Annotated in this window: 21 protein-coding genes; 9 read left to right on the top strand and 12 right to left on the bottom strand. The window is 64.2% G+C overall.

Going from position 1 to position 19,476, the window contains the following annotated elements; translation table 11 throughout:
• Positions 1–13: 13 nt before the first annotated feature.
• The 8 genes from ACZ1JX_RS12360 to ACZ1JX_RS12325 are packed head-to-tail and all read left to right on the top strand — an operon-like array spanning position 14 to position 6,685.
• A complete protein-coding gene (locus tag ACZ1JX_RS12360) occupies positions 14–466 on the top strand; it encodes a MaoC family dehydratase (RefSeq protein WP_465123843.1) in 453 nt (150 codons plus the stop codon).
• Complete coding sequence (locus tag ACZ1JX_RS12355) at positions 463–1,338, top strand: HpcH/HpaI aldolase/citrate lyase family protein (RefSeq protein ID WP_465123842.1); 876 nt, start codon at positions 463–465, stop codon at positions 1,336–1,338. Before ACZ1JX_RS12360 ends, ACZ1JX_RS12355 begins: the two co-directional genes overlap by 4 nt.
• Positions 1,335–1,661, top strand: a complete 327-nt coding sequence (locus ACZ1JX_RS12350) for a hypothetical protein (protein WP_465123841.1) — start codon at positions 1,335–1,337, stop codon at positions 1,659–1,661. The genes ACZ1JX_RS12355 and ACZ1JX_RS12350 overlap by 4 nt, the downstream gene beginning before the upstream one ends.
• A complete protein-coding gene (locus ACZ1JX_RS12345) occupies positions 1,661–2,839 on the top strand; it encodes an acyl-CoA dehydrogenase family protein (protein WP_465123840.1) in 1,179 nt (392 codons plus the stop codon). Before ACZ1JX_RS12350 ends, ACZ1JX_RS12345 begins: the two co-directional genes overlap by 1 nt.
• Before the next feature lie 11 nt (positions 2,840–2,850).
• On the top strand, positions 2,851–3,765 hold the full coding sequence (locus tag ACZ1JX_RS12340) for an SDR family NAD(P)-dependent oxidoreductase (protein ID WP_465123839.1): 915 nt from the start codon (positions 2,851–2,853) through the stop codon (positions 3,763–3,765).
• A 1-nt stretch (position 3,766) separates the two neighbouring features.
• Positions 3,767–4,618 (top strand): MaoC/PaaZ C-terminal domain-containing protein, encoded by an 852-nt coding sequence (locus tag ACZ1JX_RS12335; protein WP_465123838.1) that lies wholly within the window; start codon positions 3,767–3,769, stop codon positions 4,616–4,618.
• Positions 4,615–5,559, top strand: a complete 945-nt coding sequence (locus tag ACZ1JX_RS12330) for an NAD(P)H-dependent flavin oxidoreductase (RefSeq protein ID WP_465123837.1) — start codon at positions 4,615–4,617, stop codon at positions 5,557–5,559. Before ACZ1JX_RS12335 ends, ACZ1JX_RS12330 begins: the two co-directional genes overlap by 4 nt.
• Before the next feature lie 13 nt (positions 5,560–5,572).
• The gene (locus ACZ1JX_RS12325; RefSeq protein WP_465123836.1) at positions 5,573–6,685 is read left to right on the top strand and encodes an alkene reductase; all 1,113 of its coding nucleotides are present in this window, start codon (positions 5,573–5,575) and stop codon (positions 6,683–6,685) included.
• A gap of 87 nt (positions 6,686–6,772) precedes the next feature.
• Here ACZ1JX_RS12325 and ACZ1JX_RS12320 read toward each other — a convergent pair whose 3' ends face one another.
• From ACZ1JX_RS12320 to ACZ1JX_RS12265, 12 genes are all read right to left on the bottom strand, one after another.
• Positions 6,773–8,344, bottom strand: a complete 1,572-nt coding sequence (locus tag ACZ1JX_RS12320) for a long-chain-fatty-acid--CoA ligase (protein WP_465123835.1) — start codon at positions 8,342–8,344, stop codon at positions 6,773–6,775.
• 94 nt (positions 8,345–8,438) lie between these two features.
• Positions 8,439–9,227 carry an enoyl-CoA hydratase/isomerase family protein gene (locus ACZ1JX_RS12315; RefSeq protein ID WP_465123834.1) on the bottom strand — a complete coding sequence of 263 codons (789 nt, stop codon included), beginning with the start codon at positions 9,225–9,227 and terminating at the stop codon, positions 8,439–8,441.
• Positions 9,228–9,256: 29 nt separating this feature from the next.
• Positions 9,257–10,357 (bottom strand): NAD(P)-dependent alcohol dehydrogenase, encoded by a 1,101-nt coding sequence (locus ACZ1JX_RS12310; protein ID WP_465123833.1) that lies wholly within the window; start codon positions 10,355–10,357, stop codon positions 9,257–9,259.
• Between the two features lie 14 nt (positions 10,358–10,371).
• Positions 10,372–11,352 (bottom strand): DUF7064 domain-containing protein, encoded by a 981-nt coding sequence (locus ACZ1JX_RS12305; protein WP_465123832.1) that lies wholly within the window; start codon positions 11,350–11,352, stop codon positions 10,372–10,374.
• Positions 11,349–11,834 carry a hypothetical protein gene (locus tag ACZ1JX_RS12300; RefSeq protein ID WP_465123831.1) on the bottom strand — a complete coding sequence of 162 codons (486 nt, stop codon included), beginning with the start codon at positions 11,832–11,834 and terminating at the stop codon, positions 11,349–11,351. The genes ACZ1JX_RS12305 and ACZ1JX_RS12300 overlap by 4 nt, the downstream gene beginning before the upstream one ends.
• Complete coding sequence (locus ACZ1JX_RS12295) at positions 11,831–12,964, bottom strand: phosphotransferase family protein (protein ID WP_465123830.1); 1,134 nt, start codon at positions 12,962–12,964, stop codon at positions 11,831–11,833. The genes ACZ1JX_RS12300 and ACZ1JX_RS12295 overlap by 4 nt, the downstream gene beginning before the upstream one ends.
• A 15-nt stretch (positions 12,965–12,979) precedes the next feature.
• Positions 12,980–13,924 (bottom strand): DUF7064 domain-containing protein, encoded by a 945-nt coding sequence (locus ACZ1JX_RS12290; RefSeq protein WP_465123829.1) that lies wholly within the window; start codon positions 13,922–13,924, stop codon positions 12,980–12,982.
• A 21-nt stretch (positions 13,925–13,945) separates the two neighbouring features.
• On the bottom strand, positions 13,946–14,215 hold the full coding sequence (locus ACZ1JX_RS12285) for a cytochrome C oxidase subunit IV family protein (protein WP_465123828.1): 270 nt from the start codon (positions 14,213–14,215) through the stop codon (positions 13,946–13,948).
• Positions 14,212–14,814: a cytochrome c oxidase subunit 3 gene (locus ACZ1JX_RS12280; protein ID WP_465123827.1), complete on the bottom strand. Its 603-nt coding sequence runs from the start codon at positions 14,812–14,814 to the stop codon at positions 14,212–14,214. The genes ACZ1JX_RS12285 and ACZ1JX_RS12280 overlap by 4 nt, the downstream gene beginning before the upstream one ends.
• A gap of 6 nt (positions 14,815–14,820) precedes the next feature.
• Positions 14,821–15,540 carry a hypothetical protein gene (locus ACZ1JX_RS12275; protein WP_465123826.1) on the bottom strand — a complete coding sequence of 240 codons (720 nt, stop codon included), beginning with the start codon at positions 15,538–15,540 and terminating at the stop codon, positions 14,821–14,823.
• Between the two features lie 64 nt (positions 15,541–15,604).
• A complete protein-coding gene (locus ACZ1JX_RS12270) occupies positions 15,605–16,222 on the bottom strand; it encodes a hypothetical protein (RefSeq protein ID WP_465123825.1) in 618 nt (205 codons plus the stop codon).
• A 27-nt stretch (positions 16,223–16,249) separates the two neighbouring features.
• The gene (locus ACZ1JX_RS12265; protein ID WP_465123824.1) at positions 16,250–18,220 is read right to left on the bottom strand and encodes a TonB-dependent receptor; all 1,971 of its coding nucleotides are present in this window, start codon (positions 18,218–18,220) and stop codon (positions 16,250–16,252) included.
• A gap of 189 nt (positions 18,221–18,409) precedes the next feature.
• On the opposite strand from ACZ1JX_RS12265, the gene ACZ1JX_RS12260 reads away from it, so the two are divergent.
• A complete protein-coding gene (locus ACZ1JX_RS12260; protein WP_465123823.1) occupies positions 18,410–19,450 on the top strand; it encodes a 2Fe-2S iron-sulfur cluster-binding protein in 1,041 nt (346 codons plus the stop codon).
• The last annotated feature ends 26 nt before the right edge of the window (positions 19,451–19,476 follow it).

Below are 19,476 nucleotides of genomic sequence, written 5' to 3'. Positions count from 1 at the left end.
GAGGATAGAGTCCATGGCAGGTCTGTGGTTCGATGAATTCACCGTGGGGCAGGTGTTCCGGCACGAAGTGCGCAAGACCGTGCTCGATTACGAGAACAGCCTGTTCTCCTCGCTGACCTACAACCCGGCGCAGCTGCACATCGATCACGCCTATTGCGCGGAAACCGAGTTCGGCAAGCCGCTGATGAACTCGATCTTCACGCTGGGGCTGGTGATCGGCCTGTCGGTACAGGAGACGACGCTCGGCACCACGGTCGCCAATCTGGGCATGACCGATACGACCTTTCCCAAGCCGGTGTTCTCGGGCGATACGATCCGCGCCGAGACTCGCGTTCTTGAACTGCGCGAGAGCAAGTCGCGCCCGACGCAGGGCATCGTCACCTTCGAGCATATCGGCCTCAACCAGCGCGACGAGATCGTCTGCCGCACCGTGCGCAATGCGCTGATGCTGAAGAAGCCGTCATGAGGCTGCGCTCGCTGCTCTTCGTGCCGGGCGACAGCGACAAGAAGTTCGCCCGCGCCGCGACCACCGGGGCCGACGTGCTGATCCTCGATCTCGAGGATGCGGTCGCACCCGCGCTCAAGGACGAGGCCCGCGCCAAGGTGGCGGGCTGGCTCGACCGTGCGGGTGAAGTTCCGGCCGCCCTGTTCGTCAGGGTCAATCCGCTGGAAAGCGGGCTGACCGAGGCGGACCTGCGCGTGGTCGTGCGCCCGGGCCTTGCCGGCATACTCGTACCCAAGGCCAATGGCGCGCACGACATCGCCACCATTGCAGCCATGATCGATCCGCTGGAGGCGGCGTGCGGCATGGCAGTGGGCACGGTGCGCATCGCGGTGGTCTCGACCGAGACGCCGCAGGCGATGTTTGCATTGGGCAGCTATACCCCACCGCATCCCCGGCTCGTCGGGCTGACGTGGGGTGCCGAAGACCTAGCCGCTGCCATTGGTGCCACCGACAACAAGGAGCCCGATGGCTCCTGGACCGAACCCTACCGGATTGCGCGGGCGCTGTGCCTGTTTGCGGCGGCCTCTGCCGGGGTTGCGCCGATCGATACGCTCTACGCCGATTTCCGCGATGCCGAAGGGCTCGAACGCGATTGCCGTCGCGCGCGCCGCGATGGGTTCACCGGACGCATCGCGATCCATCCCGATCAGGTAGAGACGATCAACCGCTGCTTCACGCCCTCGACCGAAGAGATCGCTCACGCGCGCCGCATTGTCGATGCCTTTGCCGCCAACCCCGCTGCCGGAACGCTCGGCATCGATGGCAAGATGTACGACATTCCCCACCTCAAGGCCGCGCACAAGACGCTGGCATCGGCAGGAGAAAGTGCATGAGTTCCTTCGCACGCATGGTCTGCCTCGCCATCGTGGCCGGCCTGACCGCCTTCCTGATCTACGCCTTTGCCACGGGCGAGGTCGTGGCCGACCAGTTCCACGTCTGGCAGGTCGTCTGGGGCCTTTACGTCTGGGCCGATGCCTACAGCGGCTTCGCGCTCTTCGCCTTGCTGATCTACGCCTACGAGCGCCGCCTCGGGCTGACGATCCTGCTGTTTCTCATCACCTGCGCGACCGGCAACATGGTCAACGCCGCCTGGCTGCTCTGGCGCGGCCCTGACCTGTTCCGCCGCATCCGTCGCGCACATTCGGAGTTTGCCTGATGTCCAACAACCGCCCGCTTCCCACCGAAGAAGATCTCAACGCCATCCGCGACGGCGTGCGCGCTGTCTGCGCACCGTTTGACGACGAATACTGGCTGGCCCGCGACGACGACGGCAAGTTCCCGCGCGAGTTCCATCGCGCCATGGCCGATGCCGGCTGGCTGGGGATCACCATGCCCGAGGAATTCGGCGGATCGGGCCTCGGCGTGACCGAGGCGATGACCATGATCCGTGAAGTGGCGGCGTGCGGCGGCGGGTTTGCCGCTTCGTCTGCCGTCCACATCAACCTGTTCGGCCCGCACCCCATCGTGGTCAAGGGCACGCCAGAGCAGAAGGCGCGCTGGGTGCCGCGCCTCGTCAGCGGCGAGGACCAGGTGTGCTTCGGCTTCACCGAGCCCGACGCGGGTCTCAACACCACCCGCATCAAGACTTTCGCGGAGAAGGTGCCGGGCGGCTATGTGGTCCACGGGCAGAAGGTCTGGACCTCGACCGCGCAGGTCGCGAACAAGATCATGCTGCTGACGCGCACCACCAAGTTCGAGGACTGCGCCAAGCCGACTGACGGGATCACCATTTTCTATACCGATCTCGATCGCACCAAGATCGATGTTCACCTGATCCCCAAGATGGGCCGCAAGGCAGTCGATTCGAACGCGATCTTCATCGACGGCCTGTTCATCCCCGAAGAGGACCGCATCGGCGAGGAAGGCAAGGGCTTCGGCTACATCCTGCACAGCCTGAATCCCGAGCGCATCCTGATTGCGGCGGCAGCCATGGGCATCGGCACCGATGCCCTGCGTCGTGCGACCAAATATGCCCGCGAACGCGTGGTGTTCGATCGACCCATCGGCATGAACCAGGGCATCCAGCACCCGCTGGCCGAGCGCTGGTGCTATCTCGAAAGTGCGTGGCTGATGGTCGAGAAGGCCGCGCGCCTTTACGACAGCGGCCAGCCATGTGGCGCCGAGGCCAATGCCGCCAAGTTCCTCGCGGCGCGTGCCTGCCACGATGCGGCCTGGCAGGCGGTCGCGACCCATGGCGGCTTCGGATACGCCAAGGAGTATCACGTCGAGCGGCTCTATCGCGAATCCGCGCTGACCCGTCTCGCCCCGATCACCGAGCAGCTCATTCTCAGCTTCATTGCCGAGAAGGTGCTCGATCTGCCCAAGAGCTACTGAGGAATTTCGACATGGGTCTGATGGAAGGCAAGGCCGTGCTCGTGACGGGCGCGGGTCGCGGCGTGGGGCGCGGCATTGCGCTGGCGATGGCGAAGGCGGGCGCAGCCGTCGTGGTCAACGACCTTGGCGTGTCGCTGACCGGGGAAGGGCAGGAAGGTGCCTCTCCGGCCGAACTGGTCGTTGAGGAAATCCGCGCCATGGGCGGTCGCGCCGTGGCCAATCACGACAGCGTGTCCGACTGGATCGGCGCGGGCCGTATGGTCAAGAACACGGTCGACAATTTCGGCCGGATCGATGGCGTGGTGAACAACGCGGGCAACTTGCGCGATGTGTTCTTCCACAAGATGAGCCCCGACGATTTCCGTGCGGTGATCGAAGTCCATCTGATGGGCAGCTTCAACACCAGCCGCGCCGCCGCGCCGTTCTTCAAGGAGCAGGGCAGCGGGGCCTATGTGCACATGACGTCATCGACGGGCCTTGTCGGCAACATGGGGCAAGCGAACTATGCGGCGGCAAAGCTGGGCATCGTCGGCCTGTCGAAGTCCATCGCGCTCGACATGCAGCGTTTCGGCGTGCGGTCGAACGCGGTCGCGCCCTGGGCCTGGACGCGCATGATCGACTCCATCCCGACCGACACGCCCGAGCAGCAGGCGCGGGTCGAAGGGCTCAAGAAGCTCGATGCCAACAAGATCGGTCCGTTCTGCGTGGCGCTGTGCAGCGATGCTGCGGCCAAGGTCACCGGGCAGATCTTTGGCGTGCGCAACAACGAGATCTACCTGTTCTCGCAACCGCGCCCGGTGCGCACCGCGCACACCGCCGAGGGCTGGACGCCGGAGACCATTGCCGAGCGCGTGTTCCCGCAGTTCGCCAATGACTTCTATCCGCTGCACCGCTCGGGCGACTGGTTCACCTGGGACCCGGTTTGACGTGATCGATCCTGCCGCCATTCTCGCCTACGACTTCGGCGAGCCGGAGGAGAGCTACGCCCCGCGCGATGCGATCCTCTATGCGCTGGGCCTGGGTCTGGGCTCAGATCCGCTGGATGCGGGTGATCTGCGCTTTCTCGACGAGCGGGCGCTGGCGGTTCTGCCCACGTTTGCGGTCACCCGTTGCACGCCGGGAATGTGGATACGCGATCCCGCGCTCGGGCTCGATTTCGGCAAGCTGGTCCATTCGGCACAGTGGGCGGAGTTTCCTGCCCCGCTGCCGCCTTCGGCCCGCGTGCGCGGATCGGCCCGGGTGGTCTCGCTGACCGACCGGGGCGAGGGCAAGGGCGCGGTGCTGGTGCTGGAGCGGACGATTGCGGATGCCGATAGCGGGGCCGTCTATTGCCGTCTGCACCAGACGCTGCTGCTGCGCGGCGATGGCGGCTTTGGCGGACCTCCCGCCCCGCGCGAGCAGGCCGTGCCGCTGCCGGACGAACCCGATGCGCGCACAACTTTCGCGGTCTCCCCGCGCGCGGCGCTGATCTATCGTCTTTCGGGCGACTGGAACCCGCTGCATCTCGACCCTGACATTGCCTCGCGTGCGGGCTTTTCGCGCCCGATCCTGCATGGCCTTGCCAGCTACGGGACTACCGGCGTTGCGGTTTCCCGTGCGCTCGGTCGTGACCCTGCGTCGCAGGCCATGCTCGCCTGCCGCTTTTCCGGCGTGGTCATGCCCGGAGACGCCATCACATTCAGCATCTGGCGCAATGGTGACGCCGGTGCCCGTTTCACCGCCCATGTCGGCGAGCGCAAGGTGCTCGACGGTGGCGAGATTGCATGGAGAGATCAATGAACGGACGCGAACTCGCCCGATCGCTCAAGTCACGGCTGCGGTTGCCGGTCATGGCGGGGCCGATGTTCATCGCCTCGACTGCCGATCTGGTGATCGCGCAGTGCAAGGCCGGCATCATCGGTGCGATGCCCGCGCTCAATCCGCGGACCACCGCTGACCTCGACGCAGACATTGCCCGCATCAGGGCGAGCGTGGGCGACATGCCCTATGCGATCAATCTCGTCGCCCACAAGAGCAACTCGCGGCTTGAGGCCGATCTCGAAGTGGTGCTGCGCCACAAGGTGCCGATCGTGGTGCTGGCGCTGGCGGCCAATCCCGATCTGGTGCGCCAGCTCCAGGCCAATGGCAGTCTGGTGTTCCAGGACGTGGTCAAGGACCGCCATGCCCGCAAGTGCGCCGAAATGGGCGTCGACGGGATCATCGCAGTGGGCGCAGGGGCAGGGGGGCACACCGGCGATACCTCGCCTTTCGCGCTGATGCAGGAAATCCGCGAATGGTGGGACGGACTGCTGATCCTCTCGGGCTGCATCGCCAATGGCCGTTCGGTGCTCGCCGCCGAAGTGCTGGGGGCAGACCTTGCCTATGTCGGCTCGGCCTTCCTCGCATCGGAGGAGGCCAATACGCAGGACCACTTCAAGCAGATGATCGTGGACGGTGCCTCGAAGGACATCGTCACCACCAACTGCTTCACCGGGGTCAATGCCAATTTCCTGCGTCCCTCGCTGATCGAGCACGGCCTTGACCCGGACAACCTGCAGAAGCGCAGCGGCGGCGGGATCAACATCGATGGCGGTGGCGACAATGCCAAGGCGTGGAAGGAAATCTGGAGCGCCGGGCAAGGCATCGGAGCGGTCAAGCGCGCAGAGCCTGCGGGCGCATGGATCGACTGGCTGGCCGGCGACTACGCTGCCGCACGCGCCGCCATGGGCCTCGCGGCCTGAAGGAATGCAAGAGATGAGCCTCGATTCCCTGTTCAGCCCGCTGGACCTTGGCAGCCTGACGCTGCCAAACCGCGTAATCATGGCGCCGCTCACCCGAGCCCGCGCCAGTGTCGACAACGTTCCTTGTGCGCTGATGGGACAGTACTATGCGCAGCGCGCGGATTGCGGACTGATCGTGTCGGAAGCAACGGCGGTCGATCCGTTCGGTATGGGCTGGTACCGCGTGCCGGGGATCTGGAATGACGATCAGGTCCGGGGCTGGCAAGGCGTGACCACGGCTGTCCACGACGCCGGTGGGCGGATATTCGCGCAGCTTTGGCACATGGGGCGGCTCGTCCTGCCGGACTATATCGGCGGCGCGCAGCCGATCGGGCCGTCGGCCATTGCCGGCGTGGGCGAGACCATGGCCCCGCCACCGCCCGACTATGCCGGCGGCTTCCTGCCGATGAAATCCTATGTCGTCCCGCGTGAAATGACGGCGGAAGACATCGCCCGGGTGATCGAGGCTTATGGCAGGGGCGCGGTGAATGCCCTGCGCGCAGGGTTCGACGGAGTCGAGATCCATGCCGCCAATGGCTACATCATCGACCAGTTCCTCCAGTCGAATTCCAACCATCGGACCGACGCCTACGGCGGCAGCCTCGCCAATCGCACACGCTTCTTGCGCGAAGTGCTCGAGGCGGTGATGCGCTCGGCCCCCCCCGGCCGCGTTGGCATCCGCATCAGCCCGACGAGCGACCGCAAGGGCATGGGCGACGAGAATCCGGGTGCGCTGGCCGAAGCGGTCGCGCAGATCGCACAGGACTTCGGCATCGCCTATCTCCACCTGATCGAACCGATTGCTTCGGGCTTCATGGAAAAGCCGGTGAACCCGGTGATCGACCGCGTCCGCGCCCTGTTCGGCGGCGTGCTGGTGCAGAACGGCAGCTTCGACGGTCAGGCAGCCAATGCCTGCATCGCGGCGGGCAAGGCCGACGCCGTGTCGTTCGGCAGGCCCTATATCGCCAATCCCGATCTGGTCACGCGCATGCGCAACGGCTTGCCGCTGGCACAGCCCAACTTCGACTACGCCTATGTCGGCGAAGAGAAAGGCTATACCGATTATCCGCCTGCCCACGTGAGCTGAAGCTCCGGGGCAAGCGGAAGCGGGGGAGGGCGAGGCCGGGGCTTTTGACAGGCCTGCCTCGCCCGACCTCTTCAGGTCCCGACTGGTTCAGGCGACATTGCGCCCGGCTTCGGCCCAATAGGGCGCGCGCAGGTCTTTCTTGGAGACCTTGCCACTCGGAACCAGCGGGAAGCTGTCCATGAACTCGACACGCTTGGGCACCTTGTAGGCTGCAAGGATCGTGCGGGCATGGGCAATCAGCGCCGGACCATCGAGCGTGCTGCCCTCGCGCCGGATGACGCAGGCCATGACCGCCTCGCCCCAGCGATCGTCGGGCACGCCGATCACCGCCACTTGCGCCACTTCGGGATGCGTCGAAAGTGCGTTCTCGACTTCGGCGGAGTAGATGTTCTCGCCGCCAGAGACGATCATGTCCTTCACCCGGTCGACGATGTAGTACAGGCCCTCGGCATCGCGCCGCGCGACGTCGCCGGTACGATACCAGCCGTTCTCCAGCACTTTGGCCGTCGCTTCGGGCTGGTTCCAGTAACCGGTGGTGATGGCGGGCGAGCGGGCGACCAGCTCGCCCGGTTCGCCCTCGGCCACGTCGTTGCCGTCGGCATCGACGATGCGGAATTCGATCAGCGGCAGCGGGCGTCCGCATGATTGGAGCCTGGCTTCGTTTTCGAGGTCATGCTCTTCGGGCCGCAGGATCGAGAACGCCCCGCCTGCCTCGGTTGCACCGTAAAACTGCATGAACTTGCCCGGCATCCGCACGATGGCGCGCTTGATCAGGCCGAGCGAGATAGCCGATCCCGCATAGAGGGTGAGGCGGATCGAAGAAAAATCGGTCGTCTCGGCCCGGGGATGATCGAGCAGCATCTGGATCATCGTCGGGGTCAGCGTCAGCAGCGTCGGGCGGTCCTGCTGGATCGTCTCGCACACGACGGCCGGATCGAACTGGCGCACGATCGAGATGGCTACGCCATTGTAGAGGCACTGGAAGGCAATGCCGATGGACAGGAGGTGGAAGTTTGGCAGCGGATTGATGAAGATGTCGCCGTCGTGCCAGTCATAGGCAGGTTCGAGATGCTCGCACAGGCGCATGCGGTTGAACCCGCCGTGGCTCAACATCACGCCCTTGGGGACGCCGGTCGTGCCGGAGGTGTAGAGCTGGATCGCTGTGTCCTCCTCGCTGATGTGCAAGGCAGGACGGCTGGCGGGCTGCGCGGCAAACTGCGCTTCGAGCGTGTCTTCGCCATCGAACCACACGACCTCGACCGGCACGTCCGCAAGGTCGGCGGCGGCGTGCCACAGGTCTGTCAGTCCGCGCTCGACGAAGACCAGCCGCGCCGCGCTGTCGCGCAGGAGTTGCGCCAGTTCCGGCGCAGAGAGCCGCCAGTTGAACGGGATGAAGGCGGCTCTTGTCTTGGCGGAGGCGATGAGCGCGAAGTAGAAGTCCGGGCTGTTCAGACCGAGGAAGCCGACACGGTCGCCTGCGCAGTCCTGCCCGCCGATGCCGCGCGCCAGCAGGCCGTTGGCGATGCGGTTGGCGATCGCATCGTAGGCGCCGAAACCGATCGTCCTTGCGCCGCTTACCAGTGCGCGCCGGTCAGGGCTGTGGCGCGCATGGTATTCGATGAATTCCCCAAGCGTGCGCACTTCGGGATAGACCCACATCTCCGAATCCTCTCCAAAGGAAACCAGTTTACTAAGTGAGGCCTAAACCATCCTGCGCTCGCTTGCAAATTATAGAATGTTGCCGGAGCCGTTCTCAGCGCCCGATAAACCGGGCCTTGCGCTTCTGGCCAAAGGCGGTGAGCCCTTCGCGGGCGTCGGCGGTCCCGGCAATGCGGGCAAGCCCTTGCGCTTCGCGCTCGAGCTGCGCGTCCAAGGGCTCGCTCGCGGCCGAGACGAGAAGGCGCCGGATCTCGCCATAGGCCGCGGTCGGCCCCGATGCGAGTTGGCGGGCTATCGCCTCGGCCCGTGCCAGAACCGCCTCGCTTTCGACCACTTCGTCGCACAGCCCTGCGGCCAGTGCGGTCTGGGCATCGAGCGTTTCGTTGAGCAGGAGGTACTTGCGCGCACGTGCCAGCCCCATACGGCGGCTGAGCATGATCGAACTTCCGGCATCGCAGCAATAGCCGATCCCGGCATAGGCGGCGACGAACCGGGTCGAGGATTCGGCCACGATGATGTCGGCCCCCGCGATCATGCCTGCCATGCCGCCCGCGCAGATGCCCTGAACGGCGGCAACGATGGGGGCATCGAGGCGCTGCATCCGGGCGATGCCCATGTGCAGGTCGGCCGTCCACTTGCGGATCTGCATCGGCAGGGCATCGAGGTTCTGCAGAAACATCGCGATGTCCCCCCCGAAGCTGAAATTGCGCCCTTCCGCCGTGACGAGAATGGCGCGCACGGTCGGGTCCGACGCCAGTTCGTTGGCGACGTCGCAGAACTCGGCGCAGAACGTGCCGTCGATCGGATTGCCGCGGGCCGGCTGGCAAAAGGTGAGACGGACGAGGCCGTCCTCGCGCTCGAGGCGCATGGCGCTGTAGGTCATGTGGGATTCGCTCCTGAAAGCACGCGATGTCAGTCGATCAGCAGGATGGCCTTGATGGCTTTGCCATGGTGCGCGTCCTCGATGGCCTGATTGATCTCCGAAAGGGCGTAGGTCCGCGAGAACTTCTCGATCGGCAACCGCCCGGCCTTGTGGTGTGCAAGCAGTTCGGGAAGGAAGACCTGAGGATCGGAATCCCCCTCGACGATGCCGCGTACGGTCCCGCCCTGGGTCAGGAGTTGCAGCATCGGCACCGACAGTGCAGCGTCAAGCGATCCCGGAACGCCCAGCAGGCCCAGCCTGCCACGATTGGCAAGCATGTTTACCGCTTGCTGCACCACCGGCATGAAGCCGCTGGTATCCAGCACCATGTCCGCGCCTTCGGGAACGATGGCGCGCACTGCGGCGGCAACGTCGCCCTGTCCGTCGAGAACATGGGTCGCGCCCAGTTCGAGCGCCATCGCGCGCCGGGCTTCCTGTGGTTCGACGACGATGATCGTCGCACATCCGGCGATGCATCCGCCGAGCAGGGCTGAAAGGCCAACTGCACCCGCGCCCAGCACCACCAGCGTCTCTCCCGTGCGTGCGCCGAGCGAGCGCAGCACGCCGCCCGCGCCGGTCTGGATGCCGCAGCCGAGCGGGGCGAGTGCCGCAAGATCGGCATCGTCATCGACTTTCAGCACATTGCGCTCGTTGGCGACCGCCAGAGACGAGAACGAGGATTGACCGAAGAAGTTGTCGGCCACCGGCTGCCCGTCACGCGTGATGCGGGTCGATCCGTCGGCGCGGGCAGCCACCATGTTCAGAGGCACGAAACTGTTGCAATAGGCCGGCTCGTGGTGCGCGCAGGGCTTGCAGCCGCCACAGGAATTGAACGTCAGCAGCACCTTGTCGCCTGGCTTCACGCTGGTGACGCCTTCGCCGACGGACTCCACGATCCCTGCGCCTTCGTGACCCAGCACTGCAGGGAACTGCAGGCCCATGACGCCAGAGGCAATGACCAGATCGGTATGGCAGATGCCCACCGCCTTGATCGCCACGCGCACTTCGCCCGCCTGCGGTGCCGCGACGTCGACGGTTTCGACCGCAAACGGGCCGTTGGGCTGGTTCAATACGGCGGCGGTTGCTTGCATGTGGTTCTGTTCCTTCAATAGCGGGTGCGGATCGCATCGCGGTTGCGCGTGAGATATCCGCGGCTCAGGCCGATCTGCTGCACGCCATGGCCGAGGTGCAGCCCATCGGGCGCCTGGCACGAGACGCGGAGCGAGCTTTGCAGGTAGGTGTTGGAAGGACAGGGCGCCCAGTAGCAGCCGTTCACCGTGGAATAGGTGAGGTCGAAGCGCTTGCCGCGAACGTCGGTCACCGAAAGCCTCCCTCCCATTGCCATGGCACCCATGTAGTCCTGCTCACCTTCGCTCGACACGAGGCCGAACACCTCCCCGCCTTCGAGAACGTAACCCGAAACATGCGGGCCAAGAGTCGTGCGGGTTGCAATATCGTGACCAGTAAACAGGTGAACAGTCAAGCCCTCTCCGAAGCTCGCATGCCACCAGATCACGGAACCGTTGTTGCGCTCGGGCCTTGGCCCCCAGCTGCGATCTCCAGTCTCTACGCAGTCTACGCGCAGTTCGCGCCCCCGCACGATAAGCGTTCCCGTTATATGGTACGTCTGTTCATAATGTCCCGACCAGCTTGCGTCCCAGGCTGGCCCGGTGCGGGCAGCGGCAGTAGGGTCCATCGCCGGATCGTTGATGTCGTAGGGTTCGTGCAGGGCGCGATATTCAAGGTCGAAGCCGGTTTCGTCGAAGCCCTCGTAGCGCAGCCGGTAAAGCTTGAGCGGCTCGATCACTTCGAAGGACAGGCCGTTTGGCAGGGAGAACCGCAGCAGCGTTTCGGGGCACGGCAGGTGCTGCATGTTGTCGACGTAAAGCTGCTCCTCCCAGAGCGGGGCGATGCGGTCGATCATCGTGATATCGCACATGGCCACCCCGAGCTTTGGCCGCATGACGAGATAGACGATCGCGTTGATGTTCGCTTCGGGAACGCAGAAGGGCAGCGCAAGCGTTTCAGCCCATTGCCAGGTGCTGTCCTCGCCGAAATGGAAGTCGAAATCTTCCGGGCGGATCACAGCGTGTCAAAGCCAAAGGGGGCGAACCACTGGCGGTCCTTCAGCGAGCGCTCGCTCTCGTGGCGCAGGATCTCTGCCGAAAGGAATGCCCGCGATTGCGCATCGGCATCGCAGGCCGCAGCCTTGACGAGCGCGTCGATTGCCTGAAGGACGTTCTGGCGACCGACCCTGACGGCCGAGGGGCTTTCGCCCAGCGTCGCTGCCTCGGTCCTCGCAACTGTCAATGCGGAAAGAGCCATCGTCGTCTGCTCACCGCCCGAGATGCCTGCCGACAGGGCCTCTGCCAAGGTCAGGGCATCTTCCAGTTCGCCGCGCTCGAAGGCGGGGGCCTCGTCGATCTGCGCCCGGATTATCTGCAGGTGCCCGATGCAGAGGTGGACCTGCTCCTGCGCGAGCGAGGTATCGGGCAGCAGGTGGGGCAGGATCACTTCAGACAGCGCTCGCACCACGCTGGCGAGGCGTTCGTCGATATCGGGGCTCATGCTGGTTCTCCCTGCTGGAGCAGGCGGACAAGGTCACCGGCGAACATTGCGGTGGCCGAGGCAAGGAAGGTCAGGAGTACGTCCTGGTGATTGTGCTGCGAGCGGGCTGCGGCAGGGCCGTTAGCGCCACAGATCACGTAGCATTTGTAGCTCGACAGGACGTCGTAATAGTGGAGCGTGCGGCGGTTGACCGTGCGTCCGGACCGGCGTTCGTATTCCGTGATGAACTCCTCGCGGCCGAACAGGTCACTGGCGCGGAAATTGCCATCCTCCCAAGTGCCGAAGATCTGCATGAGGACCCAGCCGAGGTCCTCGTGGAAATCGCCGATGCGTGCCAGCTCCCAGTCGAGCAGCGCGGTGATTTCGCCACTATTCTCGTCGAACAGGTAATTGCCGGTCCGGTAATCGCCGTGGGTGAGCACGAGGTTTTCGGGCGGGCAATCCGGCATGTTGTCCAGCAGCCATTGCTCCGCCAGCGCGAGGACAGGGCGCGTCTCGCCCTGGTCGATCCGCCAGAGTTCGCGCCAGTAGTTCATCCCCCAGCGCGGAGCCTGCTTCGGGTCCTGATCGGGAACGTCGAAGCCGGGCAACGGGTTGGCGCGGAAGTCGTAGCGGTGGATCGAGACGAGGTGATCAAGGAACTGGTCCTTGAGCTTCGCGCGCAAGCTATCGCCCAGCCAAGTACCGAGGCCGGAGACCTTTATGCCCGAGCCGCTCGGCTTGGTTACACCCCGCACGACCTTCATGATCGCGGCAGGTTGCGGGAAATGGCTTCCCGCAGCGTCGATCCATGCCGCCTCGGGCACGGGCACGCAGTCCTTCATCGCCTCGAGCAGGACGAACTCGCGTTCGCGATCGGTTTCGGTAATGGCCGAGCGTGGGTCCATCCGCAGCAGGTATTGCTCGGCTGAGCCATCGGTGTCGGTGAGGGCGAAGAAGAACTGCTCCTTCGAAGCGCCGCCACCTACGCGACTGACTCCCGAAACGCTTGTGCCGGGTTTTACGGTGGCAAAGTATCCCTCAAGCAGCGCTGTCACTTCGGGGATCAGGGCCGCGCGATAAGGGGGGAGGCTGCGATTGGCCGCGCGCCGATCCAGTATGCGGCGGTGGACGGTTTCCATGTCGTTCATGGTGTTCCTGCCTTCTCAGTAGGGCCCATTGGCGCGGATGTGCTCAAGGTAGGTGGTGGGCCAAGCGCACTCCATCCAGCCAACGCCCGCCTTGCCATCGATCAGGACCTGTGCACCGCTTTCGTTGAGGCTGATTGAGGGATCGGGGACAAGGCAGTAGGTCCCGAAGACGCTGCCCTCGACAGAGGTTGCCCGGCCCGCGCGGTCGACGATGCTGGCGCGGTACCCAGTCTGGAGATACCGTTCGTCATAGTCGACATCGACGCAGACCGTATCGACGCCGCTCATCAGGCCGTCCTTGAACACGTAACCCCTGACGTGTTCCTTGCCGAGAGCGTTGAAGCGCCAGAAGTGGAGTGACACGTCCGTGCCGACCTGGCCGACGAACCATTCGTATTGCTGGAACGGCACCCAGTCGCGTGTGCCCCAGGAATGGTCGCGGTGCCCCGTGGCATCGACCTCGATCACCCGATCGCCGATCCGCAATGTGCCCCGCACGCGCCCTGCCTGCTCGATGCGGTCCACCGCGCAATACTTCGGGCAGCCACGCGGGTCTGCGCCATAGGAGTAGGGCGGGTGGAAGGCCTCGAAAGTGACATCGACCGTCGCCTCCGGCGTCTCCCAGAACAGCGAGGCGCGGTCGAACTTGAGGTCCTGCGCCATGCGGAAGCTGTCGATGCGCCAATCGTCGAAACCCATGTCGCGCGGGACGGGACGATCGGCAAGCCGCTGCTGGATGGGCGCCCCGCCGACGCCGGGGCCGAACACGGCAAGCGCCGCGCCTGCCTCGCTGTTCCTGTTCACCCAGGTATACGTGAAGAAGGCAATGCGATGTTCGGGCAGGACGACGATGTAGGGAATGGACTCCCGCGCCTGCAGGATATCGGGCAGTTCGTGACGCCCGTCGTGCACTGGATCGATTGCCATTTCTGGTTCGGCCAGCACGGAATTGTCAAACATCGCAATCTCCCGGTCTTGTGTTCATGCCAGCCAGTATCCGGCCAGCAGTATTGTCATCACTGTGATCAGCCACAGTTCAAGCAGCAGGCGAAGCGACCGGGTGTTCCAGCCGACGTCCATGTAGTGGCCGACGACGAGGCGCATCTTGAGCCCCGCCAGCAGCACGGCGGCCGTCGCTGCGATGCGCGCAGGTGCAAGGCCTTCGGCAAGGGCAAACCCGGCAAGGCTTGCGCCAGCCAGCATGAGCCATATCGCTGCAACGGAAAGCGGTCTGCCTTGCCCCTCGGTCATGCGGCACGCAGCAGGTAAAGCATGGCGAAGAGAGCGATCCACAGCAGGTCGACCATGTGCCAGTACGCCCCGCCAGCCTCGATCCAGCGCAGACGATCCGTACCTGCCAGATCCTCCTTGCCAGCCATCACGAACAGCGCGACGAGCACGATCAGGCCGATCACGAAATGCAAGAAGTGAACGCCTGTGAAGACGAAGTAGTAGGTGAAGAACTCGCTGGTGGTCAGCCCCAGCCCTTGCGCCAGCTTGGCCTTCCATTCGAGAGCCTTGGACAGGCCGAAAGGCAGGCCACTGACAAGCGCAAGCATCAGATACTGTTGCACTTTGCGCCAGCGGCCAGCCTGCGCTTCGCGTGTTGCCTTGGCCATCAACGCACCGCTGGTCAGCAAGATCAGCGTGTTGGCAAGGCCGAAGCGCAGGTCGAGGTGCGTGCGGGCGGCCTCGTAAGCCTCCGGAGCGGCGGCGCGCCCTGCCATAAAGACGAGGAAGAACACCGCAAAGGCGCACATGTCGGCCAGGATGAAGAACCAGACGCCTGAATCTCCCGGCGTGTCCCCCGGCAGGCGGCCCTCGTCCTCGGTGACACTGCGGCCTTGCATCTGCGCCTACTCGCCGCGCTCGATCCGGCCTATGGCCTTGAGGACGTAGCCCGTAAGGACAGGCACCCAAGCCATCCAGATCAGGAACTCGATCCAGAAGTTGAGAATGCCCGACCGTGCAAATGCACCGTTGCGGAAATAGGGCATCACGCATTCGATGATGAACATGAACCCGACCCAGATGCCATACCAGGCCAGCCATTTGGGGATAAGCGGCTTGGTGCGCTTGTCACCGAGGAAGCCCACCCCCAACGCGAAGAGCTGTACCGAGGTCACGGCATAGGCAAGGTCGATCAGCAGCCATGCCATGTCATAGAGCATCTGGATCATCCAGTCGGGCAGGGCCTCGGGCCTGAATGCTGCGGTCAGCCAGAACGATGACGGGATCAGCACGGTGATCGTCGTCCAGGCAGCGCCCACACGAGCGAGCTGGACGAGGATCGTGTCCTTGCCGTCCACCTGTTCGAGAACTTTGGCCAGCGAATAGCCCCAGACGCCATAGGCAGGTGCAAAGGTCATTGCCACGACCATGCCGAGCCTTGCGCCATTGGCATTTTCCCGGAACCATCCGGCCACTTCAGAGGCTGGCGTATCAGGCGTGAAGGGCGGGAAATTGTGGCCCAGAACGCCCCAGCAATAATAGAATACCGCCACGAACAGCGGCCCCATCCAGGCGCAGAAGCGCCAGTAGCGTGTGTCGACGGTCTTTTCGTCAGACAATGACATCAATGATCTCCGAAGAAAAAAGCGGGGCGGAAGTTGGCCTTCCGCCCCGGCAGGTGTGGAGAAATCAGAAGCGCATCGTCGCCTCTACGCCGAAGGTGCGGGGCTGGGCGCGAACGCGATAGCCGTTGCCGAAGAGGTTTTCGATGGCGATGCCGTAGGGATAGTAGGTCTTGTTCGTCAGGTTCTTGCCCCAGACCGCCAGCGAGTAGTTCGCATGGGTTAGGGTGATCCGCCCGTTGAGAAGCCAGTAGTCGCCTTCGCCCTGTCCGAACTTGCCCGATGCCACGGCGGTCAGCGGACCACGACTGTAGTCCTTGAAGGAGTCGAAGTAGAAGCGGCCGGTGTAGTTGGCATCGCCATGCAAGGTCAGCTTGGTCGTGCCGTTGTCGAACGCGTTGAAATCGAACCCGAGGGTGGCCGAGGACTTGGCCGCGAACGGGAAGGGGTTACCCGCGACGCTGACCGGCCCGCCCGAGGAAACCACGCAGCTTCCGAGCTGTGCGGGGAAGTTCGGGATCGTGGCGGGATTGGCGGGGCAGGCACCGCCCTTGTACTTGCTGTCCAGCAGGCCGAAGCTTGCGTTCAGAGTCAGGCTTTCGATCGGCTTGACGGTGAGTTCTGCCTCGATGCCCTTCATCGTGCCATCGAGCGAGATCAGGTTCGCCGTCGCCGTGGCGTCCACGACCTGGCCCTGCTGGCCCTGATAGTCTTAGATGAACGCGGAGATGTTGAACTGTGCGCGGTTGTCCCAGAAACGCGACTTCAGGCCGATTTCGTAGGCGTTCACCTGCTCGGGCTTCACGAAGTACACCTGGTTGGCGCTGCCATAGGCAAGGCCGTTGAAGGTGCCGGCGCGATAGCCACGGCTGTAGCTGGCATAGACCATTACGCCATCCGTCGGCTTCCAGTCGATGATGGCGCGGCCTGAGAACTTGCCCGATGAGCCGTCGCGAGACAGTCCGCCCGGAACAGGGATGCCCAGGTCCTGGAACGAAGGTATCACCACGTTGCCGGCCTCGTTTCGCACGGCCTGCAGGAAGTATGGCGCAAATGCCCCGCCCTGCTGGAAGTTCGAAACCGTGATCAGCCGGGCGTTGCCGGCGTCGTCGAAATAGGTCGTGACGCCGTCGCGGAACTTGTTCTTGTCCCAGGTGTAGCGCAGGCCTGCGGTGAACTTGATCGTGGGCGTGACTTCGTAGCTGCCTTCGCCATAGATCGCGTAGCTGTCGCGGATCTGCTTGAAGTGCTGGTTCGCGCGGATACCGGTGGGTAGAGACCCAGCGGAAAGAGCTGTGCCGTTGAAAGCGCCGCCGGGGTTGAAATAGGTGTTCGGCAGGCCCAACGCAGCGCGGACATCGCTGGTGAAGTTGAAGAAGTCCGGCGTGTTGTCTGCTGTCACCGTGTCCTTGCCGTAATAGGCGCCGACGATCATCTTGAAGCGACCGCCATTGTAATCGAGCCGCACGTCCTGGTTGAAGGCGTGGAACTTCGATTTGTAGCCGATCGAGCACAGACGCAGCGGCGTCGCGTCGCAATCGGTGGCAGTCTGCTGGTAGAGTCCATCGTCATAGCCGGTGATGGAGACGAGCTTCAGGTTGTCGGACAGTTCGAAGCGGGCATCGAACACGGCTCCCCGGGCGCGGGTCTTGGCGATCCCGACGGTGTCTGCCTCGATCTCGTTGATGCCGAGTCCGCGGCCCGCCTGGCTGTAGCTGGCAGGCACGAGTCCCGCAGGCGAGAGTGCGCCGAACAGTCCGCCGAGCAGGAAGTTCGAACTGGTGTAGTCGATCAGGTCGTTGGTCTTGGACTGTCCGGTCGGGATCGGGGTTTCCGTGCCGCCTTCGGAACGCGCGGCATAGAGCTTGAGCTTGAGGTCGATCGTTTCCGTCGGCTTGGCCCGAATGATCAGGCGACCACCATAGGTTTCAGCGCCACCCGGGTTGATGCCGGAATTGCGGTTGAGGCCCGATGCGCCTCCGGCAGCCGAGGTGTTGAGGCCAGCTGCCAGCCGGTTGTGCACATAGGAGTCCGAGTTGACGTAAGTCCCGGCAATGCGGATGCCGAGCTTGTCTTCGACCGGCGTGAATTCCAGCGCCGCTTCGGCATTGACCCGGTTATAGTTGCCGTATCCCGCCGTCACATAGCCTTCGGTGCCCGAAAGCGAGGGACCCTTGGTAATAAAGTTGATCGCGCCGCCGGTCGTGTTTCTTCCGTAGAGCGTGCCCTGCGGGCCGCGCACCACTTCGATCTGCTGGAGATCGTAAAGCTGCTGCCCATGGCTCGCGCGGAATGCCTGGTACACTTCATCGACATAGACGCCGACGGGCGATGCCGCATTCGCGTTGAATTCGGTGCCGACGCCAACGCCGCGCAACGAGAAGTTCGGCTGCTGTTGGCCGTAAGGCGAGGACACCTGCAGGTTCGGCATCGAATTGCTGAGGTCGGACGTTTCGAACACGCCCTTGGCCTGCAGCGCCGAGGCCGGAATGGCAGAGACGGCGACTGGCACGTTCTGCAAGTTCTCGGACCGCTTCGTCGCCGTCACGACGATTTCGGCAAGGCCCGGACCTTCAGGTGCCTGCGCCTGCTGCGGCGTCTCGCTGGAATTATCGGCGGCATGCGCCGGTGTCGTCATGGCAATCGCAATCGCGCACAGGCTGACGTGCCCAATGGCCTTCATGGCTTCCTCCCTCTCTTCCCTTGTCACGATCCGCGGCCTTGCCGTCGTTTTTGCGTGACCTCTCTACGTAATTTAGGATAGATGGAGGTAATGTCAACTGCTTTACGACATGGCCCAGCATTTGTTACAGGGGTCGCGGCGCAAGGCGGGAATTTGCCTGATCGGGCAGCGCTTCAAGGGGAATGGGAGATGTTCAGTAAGTGGTTTGCAAAGAGACCCCTGCCCAAGGTCTCGATTGCCGACTCGGGCCTCAGCTACGAGGTCGGGCGCAATGAAACCGTGCTGGAGGCGGCACTCAAGGCGGGCATCGCCTATCCCCACGATTGCACCGTGGGCACTTGCGGCTCGTGCCGCACACGCCTGCTCGCAGGCAAGGTCGATGCCATCACCCCGTTCGGCTACACGCTGAGCCGCGAAGAACTGCAGGCCGGATACATCCTCGCCTGTCAGGCGGTCCCCGAGAGCGACCTTGTCGTCGACGTTCCAATGGGTGGGCCTGCAGCGCGCTCGACAAAGGGGCGAATCGTCGAGCAACGCGATCTCACGCACGACATCCGGGCTGTGACCTGGGAGGTTGCGTCACCGGTCGAGTATCGGGCCGGACAGTACATGAGCGTCACCTGCGCAGGCATGCCGGGCCCGCGATCCTACTCGTTCAGCGCCGCGCCCCAACCGGGAGGCCAGACCCGCCTTTCCGCCTTCATCCGGCTGGTTCCGGGCGGCGCGTTCACCGAAGCGCTCTTTGCAGGGCAGCTCGATCAGGCCGAGTTCGACATCGAGGCGCCGCACGGCGGGTTCTGGTTACGCGAAGGCAGGGGACCGATCGTGCTGATCGGCGGAGGTAGCGGCCTTTCCCCGCTGATGAGCCTGCTCGAGGACGCAGCCGCCCGTGGCGTCGAGCGTGATGCGATCCTGCTGTTCGGTGGTCGGACCGAGCGCGACCTCTATTGCATCGATGAAATCGCGCAGATCGCGTCGCGCTGGCGCGGCCGGTTCGAGTTTCGTCCCGCCTTGTCGGACGAGCAGGTTGCCGGACGCCGCTACGGTCTGGTCACCGCAGAAATTCCCTCGGCCCTGATGGACCTCGGAGGCAGTGCCGACCTGCAAGGCTATCTCTGCGGCCCGCCGGGCATGATCGACGCGGGCGTTGCCGCGCTCGTCGCGGCGGGCGTCCCCATAACATCCATTTTCTACGACAAGTTCACCGATGCCGGCACCGGAAAATCCTGATGCCCGGCAAATACTGATTGGAAGAG

The organism is Novosphingobium sp. BL-A-41-Hi4A-0G, from assembly GCF_055521735.1.
Note: the sequence above shows the minus strand (reverse complement) of the source record. Positions and strands in the feature narration are given on the sequence as shown.

What these genes read in the sequence shown, in the direction of transcription:
- ACZ1JX_RS12360 (WP_465123843.1), top strand. Translation starts at nt 14, where the DNA reads ATGGCAGGTCTGTGGTTCGATGAATTCACCGTGGGGCAGGTGTTCCGG.
- ACZ1JX_RS12355 (WP_465123842.1), top strand. Translation starts at nt 463, where the DNA reads ATGAGGCTGCGCTCGCTGCTCTTCGTGCCGGGCGACAGCGACAAGAAG.
- ACZ1JX_RS12350 (WP_465123841.1), top strand. Translation starts at nt 1,335, where the DNA reads ATGAGTTCCTTCGCACGCATGGTCTGCCTCGCCATCGTGGCCGGCCTG.
- ACZ1JX_RS12345 (WP_465123840.1), top strand. Translation starts at nt 1,661, where the DNA reads ATGTCCAACAACCGCCCGCTTCCCACCGAAGAAGATCTCAACGCCATC.
- ACZ1JX_RS12340 (WP_465123839.1), top strand. Translation starts at nt 2,851, where the DNA reads ATGGGTCTGATGGAAGGCAAGGCCGTGCTCGTGACGGGCGCGGGTCGC.
- ACZ1JX_RS12330 (WP_465123837.1), top strand. Translation starts at nt 4,615, where the DNA reads ATGAACGGACGCGAACTCGCCCGATCGCTCAAGTCACGGCTGCGGTTG.
- ACZ1JX_RS12325 (WP_465123836.1), top strand. Translation starts at nt 5,573, where the DNA reads ATGAGCCTCGATTCCCTGTTCAGCCCGCTGGACCTTGGCAGCCTGACG.
- ACZ1JX_RS12320 (WP_465123835.1), bottom strand. Translation starts at nt 8,344, where the DNA reads ATGTGGGTCTATCCCGAAGTGCGCACGCTTGGGGAATTCATCGAATAC.
- ACZ1JX_RS12315 (WP_465123834.1), bottom strand. Translation starts at nt 9,227, where the DNA reads ATGACCTACAGCGCCATGCGCCTCGAGCGCGAGGACGGCCTCGTCCGT.
- ACZ1JX_RS12310 (WP_465123833.1), bottom strand. Translation starts at nt 10,357, where the DNA reads ATGCAAGCAACCGCCGCCGTATTGAACCAGCCCAACGGCCCGTTTGCG.
- ACZ1JX_RS12300 (WP_465123831.1), bottom strand. Translation starts at nt 11,834, where the DNA reads ATGAGCCCCGATATCGACGAACGCCTCGCCAGCGTGGTGCGAGCGCTG.
- ACZ1JX_RS12295 (WP_465123830.1), bottom strand. Translation starts at nt 12,964, where the DNA reads ATGAACGACATGGAAACCGTCCACCGCCGCATACTGGATCGGCGCGCG.
- ACZ1JX_RS12290 (WP_465123829.1), bottom strand. Translation starts at nt 13,924, where the DNA reads ATGTTTGACAATTCCGTGCTGGCCGAACCAGAAATGGCAATCGATCCA.
- ACZ1JX_RS12285 (WP_465123828.1), bottom strand. Translation starts at nt 14,215, where the DNA reads ATGACCGAGGGGCAAGGCAGACCGCTTTCCGTTGCAGCGATATGGCTC.
- ACZ1JX_RS12280 (WP_465123827.1), bottom strand. Translation starts at nt 14,814, where the DNA reads ATGCAAGGCCGCAGTGTCACCGAGGACGAGGGCCGCCTGCCGGGGGAC.
- ACZ1JX_RS12275 (WP_465123826.1), bottom strand. Translation starts at nt 15,540, where the DNA reads ATGTCATTGTCTGACGAAAAGACCGTCGACACACGCTACTGGCGCTTC.
- ACZ1JX_RS12265 (WP_465123824.1), bottom strand. Translation starts at nt 18,220, where the DNA reads ATGAAGGCCATTGGGCACGTCAGCCTGTGCGCGATTGCGATTGCCATG.
- ACZ1JX_RS12260 (WP_465123823.1), top strand. Translation starts at nt 18,410, where the DNA reads ATGTTCAGTAAGTGGTTTGCAAAGAGACCCCTGCCCAAGGTCTCGATT.